At 45.4% G+C, this 13,798-nt stretch carries 18 protein-coding genes; 9 read left to right on the plus strand and 9 right to left on the minus strand.

What is annotated here, in order from left to right; genetic code table 11:
• Positions 1-172: 172 nt before the first annotated feature.
• Together twy1 and MPF33_06605 are read left to right on the plus strand one after the other, a co-directional pair.
• Positions 173-1,249, plus strand: coding sequence for a 4-demethylwyosine synthase TYW1 (gene twy1 / locus MPF33_06600; protein ID MCI2414897.1), 1,077 nt, complete (start codon positions 173-175; stop codon positions 1,247-1,249).
• A 32-nt stretch (positions 1,250-1,281) separates the two neighbouring features.
• The gene (locus MPF33_06605) at positions 1,282-1,905 is read left to right on the plus strand and encodes a CTP-dependent riboflavin kinase (protein MCI2414898.1); all 624 of its coding nucleotides are present in this window, start codon (positions 1,282-1,284) and stop codon (positions 1,903-1,905) included.
• Here MPF33_06605 and MPF33_06610 read toward each other — a convergent pair.
• Complete coding sequence (locus tag MPF33_06610; GenBank protein MCI2414899.1) at positions 1,902-2,597, minus strand: cytidylyltransferase family protein; 696 nt, start codon at positions 2,595-2,597, stop codon at positions 1,902-1,904. The genes MPF33_06605 and MPF33_06610 overlap by 4 nt on opposite strands.
• Positions 2,585-3,355, minus strand: coding sequence for a diphthine synthase (dph5, locus tag MPF33_06615; protein ID MCI2414900.1), 771 nt, complete (start codon positions 3,353-3,355; stop codon positions 2,585-2,587). The genes MPF33_06610 and dph5 overlap by 13 nt, the downstream gene beginning before the upstream one ends.
• A gap of 42 nt (positions 3,356-3,397) precedes the next feature.
• On the opposite strand from dph5, the gene MPF33_06620 reads away from it, so the two are divergent.
• The 3 genes from MPF33_06620 (at position 3,398) to MPF33_06630 (ending at position 5,028) form a co-directional block, all read left to right on the plus strand.
• Positions 3,398-4,150, plus strand: coding sequence for a metallophosphoesterase (locus tag MPF33_06620; GenBank protein MCI2414901.1), 753 nt, complete (start codon positions 3,398-3,400; stop codon positions 4,148-4,150).
• Between the two features lie 93 nt (positions 4,151-4,243).
• The gene (locus tag MPF33_06625) at positions 4,244-4,792 is read left to right on the plus strand and encodes a TATA-box-binding protein (GenBank protein MCI2414902.1); all 549 of its coding nucleotides are present in this window, start codon (positions 4,244-4,246) and stop codon (positions 4,790-4,792) included.
• Between the two features lie 23 nt (positions 4,793-4,815).
• Entirely contained in the window at positions 4,816-5,028 is a 213-nt protein-coding gene (locus tag MPF33_06630; GenBank protein MCI2414903.1) for a DUF5622 domain-containing protein, read from the plus strand.
• Here MPF33_06630 and MPF33_06635 read toward each other — a convergent pair.
• Entirely contained in the window at positions 5,021-6,094 is a 1,074-nt protein-coding gene (locus MPF33_06635; GenBank protein ID MCI2414904.1) for a DUF373 family protein, read from the minus strand. The two genes, MPF33_06630 and MPF33_06635, sit on opposite strands and share 8 nt — an antisense overlap.
• Positions 6,057-7,013, minus strand: coding sequence for a hypothetical protein (locus MPF33_06640; GenBank protein MCI2414905.1), 957 nt, complete (start codon positions 7,011-7,013; stop codon positions 6,057-6,059). Before MPF33_06640 ends, MPF33_06635 begins: the two co-directional genes overlap by 38 nt.
• Before the next feature lie 551 nt (positions 7,014-7,564).
• Between MPF33_06640 and MPF33_06645 the strand changes: the two genes are divergently transcribed.
• From MPF33_06645 to MPF33_06655, 3 genes are all read left to right on the plus strand, one after another.
• The gene (locus MPF33_06645) at positions 7,565-7,849 is read left to right on the plus strand and encodes an H/ACA RNA-protein complex protein Gar1 (protein MCI2414906.1); all 285 of its coding nucleotides are present in this window, start codon (positions 7,565-7,567) and stop codon (positions 7,847-7,849) included.
• Positions 7,846-8,724, plus strand: coding sequence for a transcription initiation factor IIB family protein (locus MPF33_06650; GenBank protein ID MCI2414907.1), 879 nt, complete (start codon positions 7,846-7,848; stop codon positions 8,722-8,724). Before MPF33_06645 ends, MPF33_06650 begins: the two co-directional genes overlap by 4 nt.
• Positions 8,725-8,795: 71 nt before the next feature.
• Positions 8,796-9,170 (plus strand): winged helix-turn-helix transcriptional regulator, encoded by a 375-nt coding sequence (locus MPF33_06655; protein MCI2414908.1) that lies wholly within the window; start codon positions 8,796-8,798, stop codon positions 9,168-9,170.
• Here the strand turns inward: MPF33_06655 and MPF33_06660 are convergent.
• The 5 genes from MPF33_06660 to MPF33_06680 are packed head-to-tail and all read right to left on the minus strand — an operon-like array spanning position 9,150 to position 13,529.
• Positions 9,150-10,292, minus strand: coding sequence for a tRNA (guanine(26)-N(2))-dimethyltransferase (locus tag MPF33_06660; protein MCI2414909.1), 1,143 nt, complete (start codon positions 10,290-10,292; stop codon positions 9,150-9,152). The genes MPF33_06655 and MPF33_06660 overlap by 21 nt on opposite strands.
• On the minus strand, positions 10,258-11,160 hold the full coding sequence (locus MPF33_06665) for a helix-turn-helix domain-containing protein (protein MCI2414910.1): 903 nt from the start codon (positions 11,158-11,160) through the stop codon (positions 10,258-10,260). The genes MPF33_06660 and MPF33_06665 overlap by 35 nt, the downstream gene beginning before the upstream one ends.
• Positions 11,161-11,174: 14 nt before the next feature.
• Positions 11,175-11,585 carry a DUF61 family protein gene (locus MPF33_06670; GenBank protein MCI2414911.1) on the minus strand — a complete coding sequence of 137 codons (411 nt, stop codon included), beginning with the start codon at positions 11,583-11,585 and terminating at the stop codon, positions 11,175-11,177.
• Positions 11,586-11,588: 3 nt separating this feature from the next.
• The gene (locus tag MPF33_06675) at positions 11,589-12,254 is read right to left on the minus strand and encodes a fibrillarin-like rRNA/tRNA 2'-O-methyltransferase (GenBank protein MCI2414912.1); all 666 of its coding nucleotides are present in this window, start codon (positions 12,252-12,254) and stop codon (positions 11,589-11,591) included.
• 42 nt (positions 12,255-12,296) lie between these two features.
• Positions 12,297-13,529 (minus strand): C/D box methylation guide ribonucleoprotein complex aNOP56 subunit, encoded by a 1,233-nt coding sequence (locus MPF33_06680; protein ID MCI2414913.1) that lies wholly within the window; start codon positions 13,527-13,529, stop codon positions 12,297-12,299.
• 70 nt (positions 13,530-13,599) lie between these two features.
• On the opposite strand from MPF33_06680, the gene MPF33_06685 reads away from it, so the two are divergent.
• A complete protein-coding gene (locus tag MPF33_06685; protein ID MCI2414914.1) occupies positions 13,600-13,758 on the plus strand; it encodes a 30S ribosomal protein S30e in 159 nt (52 codons plus the stop codon).
• Positions 13,759-13,798: the final 40 nt, after the last annotated feature.

Here is a 13,798-nt window from a genome sequence, read left to right on the forward strand (position 1 = left end):
GAAGCGCCATAAAAGGAAATCGTTTTCATGTTAAAACCTTAACCCCGCCAAGCGAGGTTTGTCTTCTTATTTATCACGTCGTTCTCAACAGAATACGGGACAGACCAATTTCATTGCCCCTGACAGTAAATAAGTTTTTTAAATCACGGGAAAAATGTTAATGAATACGCTCATGGAGACTCCTAAGTTTAGAATAGACACCTTAAGTAGGATAATTGACGAGATGGAGAAAGAAAAGTATCATGTTATAGGTAGCCACAGCGCCTATAAGAAGTGCTACTGGACCCACAAGGCTTTGACCTCCCACAGGTATTGTTATAAGGGGAAGTTCTACGGGATCGAGAGCCACAAGTGCGTCCAGATGACCCCTGTGGCTGCGTGGTGCTGGTTTAGGTGTATTCACTGCTGGAGACTGGAACCAGAGGACATAGGGCTAGAATGGGACGAGACAAAGATGCCGGTCTCAGACGACCCGGAGTACATAGCAGAGAGGAGCATAGAGGAACACGTAAAGGCAGTTTCTGGTTACTACGGAAGGGAAGGCGTAGATAAGGAACTGGTTAAGGCAGCTTCGAGGCCCGCTCACGTCGCCATAAGCTTAACGGGTGAGCCAACCCTCTACGAGAGGCTAGGGGAGCTGATAAGGGAGTACCACAAGAGGGGCATGACAACTTTTCTTGTAACCAGTGGAGTAAGACCGGACATACTTGCCAGCCTAGAAGAGGAACCAACTCAACTTTTCGTGTCCCTTCAAGCTCCGAACGAAAGGAAGCATAAACTTATAAATAGACCAATTGTTGCAAACTCGTGGAACCTAGTAATGGAGACCTTGAGGATGTTGCCCAGCTTCAGTTCTCCCACAGTAATTAGGATGACAATGATAAAGGGTTTCAACATGAGCGAGGACGACGCTAGGGAGTTTGCGAAACTTATGGAGATCTCTATGCCCACTTACATCGAAGTGAAGGCGTACATGCACGTAGGCCCCTCCACCTATAGGCTCAGCAAGGACGCCATGCCCAGACACAGGGAAATAAGGGAGTTTGCCGAGCTACTAGCTAAGTACACGGGGTATAAAATACTGTCCGAGCACGTCCCAAGCAGAATAGTGTTGCTGAGTAAGCTGGATAGACCAATACAGATAGGCAACGCGTGGACCCAGAAATGGGACTGGAGGGCTAAGGACAAGGAAGACGACATCCACGGCGAGTACGAGGAAGCCGAGCTTGGCTGTACTGAGGGAACTTAAGCATGCTGGATTCTTGCTTAATTGCGAAGATCGTGTGTGCCTCCAATAAAAACGGAGGAGTCACTCAAGAGACTCTAGCTAGAGAATTATCAATGTCCCAGCAAACTGTGTCAAGGAAGTTAAAGGAATTGGAGGAGAAAGGGCTCATAAGGAGGACGATTACCCCAGTGGGGGAAATCATTTCCCTTTCAGAGAAAGGTCAAGAAGTCCTCTCCCAATGCCTAGAGCTACTGAAAAACGCCATTACCTCCGCTCACGCAATTAAGATAATCGGAAAAGTGACGTCAGGACTAGGTGAGGGTAGAATATTCCTTTCGCTACCTTACTACAAGGAGTCCTTCGAGAAGTTCTTGGGATTTACGCCGTATCCAGGTACCCTTAACTTAGTCATTTATGATAGAGTATCCTTAGAGAACAGACTCATCTTGGACACAGAAAGGCATATACTGATCCCAGAGTTCAAGAGCGAGAACAGGATTCTTGGAGCAGTAAAAGCTTTCCCTGCTTCAATAAACGGACTGAGGCCTGCTGCAATAGTGTTCCCTCTAAGGAGCACACATCCAAAAAGCATTATCGAGATTATATCACCTTACCACTTGAGGGAAAAACTGAACTTAAAGGACGGAGACGACGTAGAGATTGAGGCTTACGTTTAAGCTTTAGATCCCTCCCTTTCCGCGGAGTTGGTGCAGTACCTGCTTACTATTTCCTTTATAACTGAAGAGGTACTGCTATGTCTCCACACGTTGACTCTTTCCTTCATCCTCACAATTTCCGGGAAAAGGCCCCTCTTTCCCAATTCCTGTTTAAGCTTTTCCACGTCGACCTTTTGGTCGGGGCCTAAAAAAATGACGTCCGGTTTTACCTTCTCCACGCTCTTTAGGAAGTCCTTTTCGTCGCCAAGAAATGCAGAATACACGTACCTTATGCTCTTTACAACCTCGAGCCTTTGGTTTTCATCGTTTATCGGCCTCCTCCCCTTTGCCTTTTCCGAATTAGCGTCCCTAGCGACAGAAACGTATACCCTTCCTAGTCTAGAGGCCTCCTTCAAGAACTCTATATGCCCTGGATGAATGATGTCAAATGTCCCACCTACAAACACCCTCTTAGATACGTCTGATTCCGGATCCACGTTGTTTATAACTAGCACGGCGTCTAGAAGTCCCTCCGCGTATACCACGTCAACAATAGCAGTCTCTTCGTCTCCCCTCTCCAAGTAGTATTTGGCGTCTTCAGTGTACTGCCTAGCTAGGTCCAAGATTTTCTGGTAATCTGGCAAGTGGACGCTGTTGAGCCTCCTTTCCATCCCCTCTATGTATTTTTTCACTCTTTCTCTCAATGAAGACATTTCAGTGCCTCTACCTCCATGTAATGTAAGTTTCTCGCGGGAATTATTATTATGTGTGGCGGAGGGCTAAGGTCTAGATTCCCCTCAAGGATATCTTTTACGGTCTTTACAATCACTTTTTCGTCGTCACAACCTAGTCTCTGCCCCACGACAACCACGTCCTCACCCGAGATCACGTTCTCTTTCCTTTTCTCCTCCATCTTCATCAAGTAGGTAAGGGCTTCCCTAGCGTCCATGAACTTTCCGTCCTTGACGTCCAAGTAGACGATTGTGTGGAGCCCATGTTCCCGGTTTTCCTTCACGACGTAATAGGGGGCGTAGTCGATAACGTCGTTGTAGGGGTACACTACCGTTACTGATCTCCCAAACTTGTAGGATGAGAGCATGGACTTGGATATTATGTAACAGTGAACTGAAACTCCGGGAACTACGACGACCTCGTGCCCTCTGTTCTTTGCCTCAACTGCCAGGCTAACGTGGGTGGTCGCTATCACTGGGTCTCCTACTGACGCTATTGCCACGTTCTTTCCGGTCTCCAAGTGGGACACTATTTCCTTGAACCCAGTTTCCAACAGAGCTCTAGTTGCCGGAATGACTCTCTTCCCGATAAGCTCTTCTAGGGACTCTGCGCTCAAGTCGCACGAAAAAGAAGTGTAGGTGTCAAAGTATATTATGTCGGAGTCCTTTAAATAGTCCAGAGCTTTTTTTGTAAGAAATCTTTTTGACAAGCCCAACCCAATTAAATATAGGTACGACATTTTGGGTAAAAGTATGAAGAACTCTTATAAATGGTGATCTTATTGCTGGAAATATCCCCTGGTATTTACATAGCGTCCGACCTGCCAGTACTTTACCTAAAGAGCGTCGACGCCATAGTCCTCTCTGACGTTCACATAGGTTACGAGGAGGAGATGGCAAGGAAAGGGATGTTCCTTCCAAAAGTCCAGAAGAAGAGATTCATTGAGGTCTACAGGAACTCCGGAAAGGTATTCAAGTTCAAGAGAATAGTAATCAACGGCGACTTCAAGCACCTATTTAATAAACTAGGAAAGGAGGAGAGAGACGACCTAAACGAAATTCTAAGTACTCTAAAAGACGACGGAATGGAGGTTACGTTGGTTAAGGGTAACCACGACAATTACGTAACCTTGGTAACAGACAAGTTCGACAACGTTGAAGTGGTGGACTACTTGGACCTAGGAAACGTGTTTCTCCTTCATGGACACAAAGAGGTTGAGGTAAGGGATAACACAACTTACGTAGTAGGGCACGAGCACCCGAGGATTTCCATAAGGGATAGGTTAGGGTTTGCGAAGAAACTGCAAGCCTTCCTAGTAGTCCCCCTGAAGTCAAACGGTAGTAAGGTAATTGTCCTGCCCTCTGTCGGCACGTATCAAGCAGGGAACGATATCTCACTGATACACAACAACTACATGAGCCCCATAGTAAGGAACCTGGGAGTTCTAGAGAAGGCAAAGCCTTACGTAATAATTGAGTCCGAGGGTATTATGGAATTTCCTGAGCTAGGCCTTCTAAAGAACGTCCTTTTCTAACCCGGGGGTTTATAAATGAGTATATAAGAATTATATGTGGTGAGTGTTATCTCCAATTCAATAGCTTATAAACCGATTATAAGCATAGAAAACATAGTAGCAACCGTAACTTTAGACGAGTCCTTAGACCTTTACGCCATGGAGAGGAGCGTTCCAAACGTAGAATACGACCCTGACCAGTTTCCTGGGCTGATATTTAGGCTCGAGACGCCCAAAGTTACTTCTCTCATATTCAAGTCCGGAAAGATGGTAGTAACTGGGGCAAAGAGCACCGAGGAACTAATAAAGGCCGTAAAGAGGATAATAAAGACGTTAAAGAAGTACAGCATAAAGATTACCGGCAAGCCCAAGATTCAGATCCAGAACATTGTTGCTTCCGCAAACCTCCACGTTCACGTCAACTTGGACAAGGCCGCGTTCTTACTCGAGAACAACATGTACGAGCCAGAGCAATTCCCTGGGCTGATATATAGGATGGACGACCCCAGAGTCGTCCTCTTGATATTCAGTAGCGGAAAGATGGTCATAACTGGGGCAAAAAGGGAGGAGGAAGTATACAAGGCCGTCAAGAAAATCTTCGACAAGCTAGAAGAACTAGACTGCGTGAGGCCAATAGAGGAGGAGGACGAGATAGAAATTTAAGGCTTTAAGCTATTGTGATAACCATGACCCTTAAACACAAGAAGTACGTGTACATAGATACGGGAAAGGGCTTTTACGTTAAGGCCAGAGTGCTGAAGAACAGGGACGAGAACTCAGCTGAGAGCTACGTCTTACTAAATATAACGCCTAAGGCCAAGCCCAGAAAGGCCTCAGTCCTAAAGTTAGACAATTTGCCCCTAGAGATCAAGGAAAAAGTTTCCAAGATGGCTAAGTGAGCTTATATTTTTCGATTATTGTAAGGGCTATGTACGTCATGATTATTATCATTGACGAGACAGACAACGTGTAGAAGAGCTGAGCCTGGATTATATAAATTCCCCTCTCGATGTTATACAAAGCGCTTGATATTATGTATGCAGAAACTATTATAGCAGCTATTTTTATTAAGTCATGCCATACCCTTATGTTCTTCTCTATGGCGTTTTCTAAGGCCTTCCCTGCAAATAAAATCACAACTGAGAAGGTAAGGTAAGGTAGCATGGCGTTGGCTATTGAAGAAGACACGTAAACGTAGGAGCCCTTAAGAGACTGGCCTGTCACATATCCCTGGATTATACCTATAATTAATGAGATGAGGGATAGGATTCCCACTATCACCATGATAGTGGAAGTTTGCCACCACCTTTCTATCATATCGTCAATTGCGAATCCCCTTACCAGCATGGAGAGTCCTATTACCAAGAGAACCGCAGGCAGAAGATATGATGCCAGTCCAAGGATGTAAAACACACTACCTATTACGAAAATTATACCAGGGACTCCAAGGAATATCCTAGAATACCTAGGTTCGGTTATTACCTTCTTCAAGTACCTCCCTATGAGAATGTAGGTCTCCTCAACTCCCCTGTACTGCTCTACTATGACCCTTTGTATCCCCGTTATCTTGAGCTTGGACTGTATAATTGGGATAGCCTTTGCGTCCTCGGGACTATCGTAGACTACGATAGCGTTCGTGATACCTAGTTTCCTGATTACCTCGTCCAGCTCTGAAGACAGTCTGAGCTGAGCTTCAATCCCCCCTTTTTCCGAGCCTGCAATAAAGACTATATCGACGTTGCCTTTATCTTTCAACTTCTTGTATAGATTTAGCGTAACTACCATGGCATTGAAGTCAGAGTCGTCTGGGATGACCTCAGAAGCCTTCTGAATGGCTAAAAAAGCGTCCTTTTCTCCTATTACGGGCGTTTGAACGCCTATTCTGCCTAGATCGTCGTCAATGTCAACGTAAATTACTGCAGTCCTTTCAGTCAGCGTCTCCATTATCTTTACTTTGGTCGCCATAAAGTATTAAAAGTTCCTCAAATGACAGTCTTTCGCCGTTCTTTAGCTTCTCTTCAGCGATCTTCTTTTTCCTGTCCAATATTTCCTTGCTCTTGCCGTTTTCTGCATAGCCCTTCGTCTCTCCTTTCCTCTCCTTGACGTCCTTCGCTCTGGCGTAGTAGCTGTTAAATACCTCGTCCTTGCTCTTCTTAAGTTGCTCTTGATACTTCCTCAGTTCCTCGCTCTTTGCCCTCTTCTCCTCCTTTATCTTAGCTAATTTGCTCCTTTGTTCCTCTATCTTTGCCTTTACCTCTAGAATTTCCTTCTTTAGCTTCTCCCTTTCTTCTTTAAGCCCTTGCAGTATTTTCCTCTTCTCGTTAATCTCGTCAAAGATCTTTTTCATCTTCTCTCTTACGGTAGAGAGTTCTAGCCTCTTCGCTAAAAACTCCGCCCTTTCCTCGTTGCTCCTCTCCTTAACTTTGAATGCCTTCCTGGCTTCCTCGAGTTTCCTCTCCAGTTCGCTTATTTTCTCGATAATTTTCTTTTCCTCCTCAAGGGAGAGCGTAAAAGTTTGCAGTCTCCACTCTAGGTTCTTTATCTTCTTCTCCACCGAATTCACGTTAAGTCCCTGGAGCTTGTCGGTCACAGCCTTCAACTCTTCCAACTGTTTTCTCATGTCCTGGAGGGCAGAGAGAAGGCTCTGCTTCCTTTCCTTTAACTGCTTTAACTCGGTAAGTCTATCGGTATACTCCTTCCTCACGGTCTCTATTTGGGACCTAACGGAGTTCAGCTTCTCGAAATACTCGGACTTTTTCTGCTTAAGACTCCTTAACTCTTGGAGGGCCTTATTATACTCTGCGTCCAACTTCTCGAGTTCTTCCTTCAAGTCTGAGATTTTCTTCAGAAGCTCCTCTTCAGCGTCGTCAGCCAGTTTACTCATTGGGATTAACTAACTAAATGCGTTAATATAGTTTTTCCTAGACGTCTAAAGACAAACTCCTTGAACTGACCTACTCCCCGCCCTGCGAGGGTTTTGCCTAGGTCTGAGGCGTTACTCCCCTTTAAAGGAGTTACTCCGTTAGATGTGACAAGAAAAGAGAGGGTTTTTCAACGCGTTGACAATCTTCCCTATACCAAGTTTCATAATGTTGAACGCGCCATTAATGTCACGAAGCTTGTGACCAAAAGGGCAGTTAACTACGCCTCTAGGCTTTCGGCTCAGCTCCTCATCTTCTCTAAGTTCATCAGAAGCGCCACAAAAGAAAGTTGTTTTTATTGCCTAAAGACATTACCCCGGCCTTAAAAGACGAGGTCTACCTTTTCTTTATCAACTTATGTTATGTATAGAAAGTGCTCCTTATATCCGCTTTATTCCCTTTTTAAACAAGAGCCCCAAATAATCTACCATCCCAATCGCGTATTACCTCCTCGTATAAATAGGAGAGTATTATTGAGGTTAATATTAAGCATGCCTTTTCAGCAATATCTTTTGTGACAAAAGCTCGAGTAATTGAAATTGGATTTTACGAGAAAGAGACACTCAAAGGCAAGATGCTGGTAAGGGCTGATTCCAAGTTCGATTACGTTCACAACAACGTAGTTGGGAAAACATTAGTTGACGAAAAGGGAAACAGAATAGGTAAAGTTCTGGACGTAATAGGCAACATAAACGAGCCTTATTTGCTAGTAAATCCAGTAAACAAGGAGGAGGTACCAAAAGGTAAACTATACGTTATCCTGGAAGAGAGGAAAAAGAACAGGAGAGGAAGGAAATGAAGTGCCAAGTCTGCAACTCTGAGAGCGTGAGATACGACTACGAACGCGGCCAGTACATCTGCTCCACTTGCGGATTCGTGATAGAGGAGGGGTTAGTGGATCAAGGACCCGAATGGAGGGCCTACGATTACGAGGATAAACTAGAAAAGGAGAGGACGGGCTCGCCTCTAACGTTAAAGGTTCACGACCAAGGTCTCACCACCAAGATAGGCTACGGAAGGGTTAAGGACAGAGTGAAGCTCCTTAAGATGCAAAGGTTGCAGAACAAGCTTAGAGTATCCTCAAAAGACAAGAAGCTTGTGACCTACTTGTCGGTTCTCAATAACGAGGCGTCTAAGTTAGGGCTTCCCGAGTTCGTTAAGGAGACTGCAGCGTTGATTTTGAGGAAACTAGTAGAGACTGGGCTCGCTAGAAGAATCGACATGTACACTCTAGTTGCCGCAGTCCTGTATTACTCTTGCCAGATAAACAACATCCCCAGACACCTTCAAGAGATAAGGAGCAGGTATGGGCTAAACTCCAGTGAACTTTGGAAAGCTCTGCAAAGGGTACAAGAGGTGTCCAAGAAGGTTCAGAACTTCAGACCTAAGGTAAAGCCAGTCGTCTATATCCCAGAGATCTTGGATAAGTTGGGGCTACCCCAACAAGTAGCCATCAAGTCAGCGGAGATCGTTGACATAATGTACAAGACAGGACTAACAAGCGGTAAGGGATACCTAGCGTTAAGCGCTGCTTCCGTTTATCTGATAAGTACTCTCTTGGACGTCAAGAAGACGCAAAAAGAAGTAGCTGAGGCGTTAGGGATTACGGAGGTTACAATAAGGAATAGGTATAAGGAAATTATTAATAATTTTGATATTGAAGTAAGTTTATAGTTTTTGTTGGAAAGCAAACTAAATAAGCATGAAGTGGTATATAATATATATAGCCAACACAGGTGGTTTGAATGGAATCAAAAACATCAACGTACGAAGATATGGTTCGCCAAAAGATAGCTGAAAGGGGTAGCCAAGGCATATCACAGCAGGAACTCGCCAAGTCAGTCGGGCTCTCAACTAGGGAGCTCAGCGTTATAATTAAAAAGCTTATTGAAAAGAAACAGGTCATCAAGAAGTCAGTCAAGGAAAACGGGAAAAGCATTGTAAAGCTCTTCGCCGTTCAAGTTTTTGAAGAACCCAAACTCCTTGTAGAGCTCAATAACGTTGTCGACATCCCGTGTTTCTCGTGCAAGTTCCTTTACAAATGCAATGAGGGTACTCACGTTAATCCAAACTCTTGTTCAAAGCTATCGCAATGGATTTTATCTATTATAGCTAAATGACGTTTTTAGGCATTCCAAAACTTCTTCGTATTTTTTATTTGTTTTAATCCCTTTTTTATCAAAGTGCGTTCTCGTTGCCTCTCCAAGGCATTCGAGCATGCCTCTAGTTGGGGGTACGTTCACCTTATGCCTCGAAGCTAGGAAGTCCAGATTGTAATACGCTAGGAACTTGTTCTCATCCCTTAAGCTCGTCAGTAGCTCCTTAACCATTTGGAAATTGGTTAGGTATTCGAACTTGTCAATTGACGACGTCACCTTTCCAAGGAACTCTTCGTCCACAAGCTTACCCAGCCACACTGGCCCTACTACCTTTACGTTCTTGCTACCACAATATGGGCACTTCTCCACGCAATTTTCCCTAGTCCCCTCGTGGTACCCGCAGTCTTGACACTCAATAAAATACCCTAATTCTTCTAGGACATTATCTGCCCTCCTTGCTCCTCCCAACACTCTGAAGAAAACCCTGTAGTAGTAATCGGAGTAGAAGGAGATAAGGGGGACCACTGTTCTCTCAAGAACTGCTGAGTCCCTTACTACCTTAGAGACAAGTGCCCTTATCCCAACCTCCTTTGAGAAACTAAGCCTTTGGTTATGCACGTAGTACTTTCTCAAACATGATCTCCTGGCCTTCCCCTCTAAGGGGGAAAGGTCTGTTGCAGTATAGGCCACGCTTCCTCCGCGTTTGGTGGCATTTATTGATGAGAGTACGAAGGGGGCCGGGGATCCAAAGGGATCTACGTCCACGTAGTCCACCTTGAGCTCATAAAGTAGGGAATTGGCGTCTCTGTTGTACACTTTAGCGTTCTGTATTCCGTTAACTTCCACGTTTCTCTTTATGAGCTCCACTGCGTTAGGGCTCTTGTCGTTAAACACTACCTCCTCTGCTTGTGAGGACTCGAGGTAATACCTTATCCCCCTCACGCCAGTTGCGGAAAGGGCGTCCACAATACTTTTCGGAGAAAGCGCACTTACTACAACTACGCTCACGTCCCTGTTGAAGACCATCCTAGGGTTATAGAAGACGGGAGCCCACGAAGGATCGTACTTCTCTTCCTTCCTGTACTCCTCGGGATCTGGAACTAGTAGTTTAGCCTTTCCCTCTGTTATCTCTTTTAATTTCATCTCTTAGGCTCGTTAAATCATCGGTCGTATAGGCTTTAAATCCATCTTTCTCCAGATCCTTTGCCATGTTATAAGTCCTCACTATTGTGATTAGTGAAGCGCTTAGCTTCATCGCCAGCTTCTTAGCCTCTTCCGCCTTTCTGCGCGTGAAGTCGGCCCTCTTTGGCCCTATTGCAATTAAAACCCTCTCGTCGCCCCTAGAAGCTACAACGTCGACAGCGGTTAGCTTCAGGGTTGCGATGCTGAAACCTTCGTCTGCCAATATCTTCGACACTTGGTTGTTCTCCTCGTTTTCTAGCTCTATTCTAGATCTGTTGTTCATATCTTCGAACATGTCTCCTATTATCTCTGGTCCAAAGATGTCAACCAACTTTTCTGCTATCTCTATGGACACATCGCACTCTCCGTTCTCGTAATCGTAGATCGTCTTCCTGGACACCCCAAGCATCTTCGCCAGATCTCCCATGCTGAACCTCATTTCCTCCCTCTTCCTCTTCATTACCTCCGACCTTATCTTAACGAACATCCCGCCACGCGTCCTGTATACAAATATCTTCTCCCTTTCTATCATTTTTCTAAAACCTTCCAGCGAGAGCCCAACAACCTTGTCCTTCTGGATCGCTATATCTTCCTCCGTTTCGTCGGTCACTAGCACAGGGAAGCTGTTGACTAGGTAGGCGAACTTTTCCAGTTCTACTATCTCCTCCTTGGACACTTTGTCCATTGATACCTTTATAACTAGTTTCCTAGACGGATCCTTCGCCACTATGTCGATTGACTTCTTACTCTTTTCTGGGTAATATATTACGGAGTAGTCTACGTTACTCTTCTCCAATATATCAACTACGTCAGTTAACTTATCCTCCATCTCCCATTCCTTCTCTATTCGTTATCTATATTTACGTTACTTAGTATAGAATAAGAGATAGTTATAAATATTAATGATTTATACCCCATTAAAAGTCTTTCTACGTCTCCAGAGGTCAAGTAGTTCGCGTTATCCTTTCCCAACAAAAGGGACACTGCCCTCTTACTCCACTCGTCGCCGTTGACTACGTAGTCTCCCGGGGTCTCGAGCTTCAGTATAACAAAAGGCAACTTGACTAGCGCCCAAAGGTAGATGGGGATGGACTTGGATGCGCTGTCCACCTCCCGCTCGTCAAACTTGTGGAGGAAGCCGTTTCCAAGCCTTATTACGTTTTTCCCCTTTACGGCCTCGTCCAAAGTCACAAACTCGGCTGGCATTGAGGAAAAAATGTCCTTGAATCCTAGGTCTATTATCTTGTCTAACATTATCTAACCCTTAAACTTGGCAACTATCATGGAGTGGTCCTTATCGTAGGGATCTAAGTTAATTATCTGCTCTACGTCGAAGTTCTCCTTCCTCAGTTTTTCCGCCTCAGCCATAAATATCTCCTCTGGTTCCTTAGTCACGTCAATGCTCCTAGCCTTTACCGCTAGGAGGAGGTAACCGCCCTCCCTCAGGAAGAACTTGGCGTTGTAAATAGCAATGTCGGTTTGGTCTGGCTGGGCTATGTCAACGTAGAGTACCTCTGGGTCCTCAACCAACAAACTGTAAGCCTGAGGGAACCTGGCGTCAGCAAGTATTGGGAAGAGGTTTGGCCTACGCTGCGCTACAAGGATTAACTCCCTAACGACCCTTGGGGAAAACTCTACGCCGTAAACTTTGCCCTCTTTTTCCACTATGTCAGAGATGTGGCTTGGCGTGGTACCCGATGCTGCACCCAAGTAAAGGACCTTAGTGCCCTTCTTTATCGGGTTGTACTTTAGCCCCTTAAGTATGGCCCCCGCCAACTTACTCCTAAATGCGTTCCACTCTCTGTACTCGATCCCCTCGAATTTAATCAGCCTCTCACCGTAGACAGAGTATCCGGGGGCCAAGTTTTTGGTGCAAAGCCTAGTAACCCCATCAACGTAAATGCACTCGAATACGTTCTCCATCTTTGTTTCCTTTACTGTCTTAATGCTCTCAGAAATGGTTCATCACCTTCTCTTACCTTTTTTCTTATCTCCTTTACCTTTTTTACCTTTTCCCTGAGGCCTTTCCTCTTTCTGTTGTTTTCTAGGAGGTGGCTGTGCGTACTTAGTCTTGATCTCCTCGATCCTCTTGTTTAGCTGTTCCACCAACTGGTCTCCTATATACCTCCCGCTGAAGGCGTCTACCCTAGCTGCGATTGCCAGCTTGGCAGCCAGAGCCCTAGCTATCTTACCCCTCTGCCACCTCGGAGACGAGTGAATGGCGGGGAACTGGAATATAATGCCGTGCTTTGGAGGCCTGCTACCCGTCTTTAGTGCCCTAAAGAGGGCCTTTTCTGCACCGAGCACTTGGATAGTGCTTGCTGGCATCTTTGCTAACTCCTCTAGGCTACCCGCCAAGCTAAGTAGCCTCGCTCCAAGGACTGGTCCCACTAGAGCGGTAACGTTAGGGGAGACTTCCCTCATTACCGATTCTACGTAATCTGCAAGGTCATTCCTTATCTTGAAAAGCTCGAGGATAGTGTTGGAGAGCATCCTTATGGAGTTTATGTCGTCCTCCGATATGTCAGCACCTATACTCTTCTTAGCCGCGTCTGCAATCTTTGACGCGCGAGAATCGTTTAGCCCGAGTTCCTTTAGCGCCTCTTGCGTTATGTTGTCCCTATACCCAAGGTAAGAGACTATCTTAGAGTAGAGCTGGTGATCTTCCACCATCTTATCTAGTTCAGGGAAATGAAGACTGTACCACTCCCTCAGCCTCTCCGAGAACAGGTTGATCGTCTTGTCTATGTCGTCTATCGCCCTAACTGCCTGAATTGCTAGCAGATCCCTCTTCTGAGAGGCCTTCCTCAGTTTCCTCCTTGTGTACTCAAAGGAAACTTGGTAAAGGAAGGAGTAAAGTTCCTCCTCGTTTGGAGCGTACTTAGCTTCCAAAGCATACTTAACCAAAGACTGCCTAAATTCCCTGGCTCCAAAGTGGTGTACCTGCGTGGTTACCCTAGCGCCCAACCCCTGGAATTTCGCTACCTCAGCCTCATTCTCCACCACGACCTCAGAAGGCTTTAGCTTCAGCAGGAGCTCAAGCGCGGAAGGAAAGGGGTTTCCGTGTTCCTCGTGATCTATAAGCATGTCAACTACTTTGCCCAGATCCCTGGGGTTCAAGACGTAATCAACGAGCTTACCGTTCTCGTCAAAGGCAAACGAGCCTATGACGTGCTCGACGAGATAGACTTTCATTATGTTTAGCCCAGAAGTCTTAAAGCTCTAAGTTTAAATTTCTTGTTTTCGGTATATTACTTCTGAAAGCAATATGCCGTCTCACGGTTCGCTAACAAAGGCTGGAAAGGTAAGGAGCCAGACGCCAAAGATACAGCCAAAGGAGAAATCAAAGGAGCCACCTAGGCTAAGGAACAGAATGGAGTTCGAGAAGAGAATAGTTAAGGCTTCATCACAACAGCAAAGAAAATGACCTTCACAAGGTTTTTATTCAACTTAAAGTATTTTTTCTC

The sequence above is a fragment of the Candidatus Aramenus sp. CH1 genome, assembly GCA_022678445.1.
GTDB lineage: Archaea > Thermoproteota > Thermoprotei_A > Sulfolobales > Sulfolobaceae > Aramenus.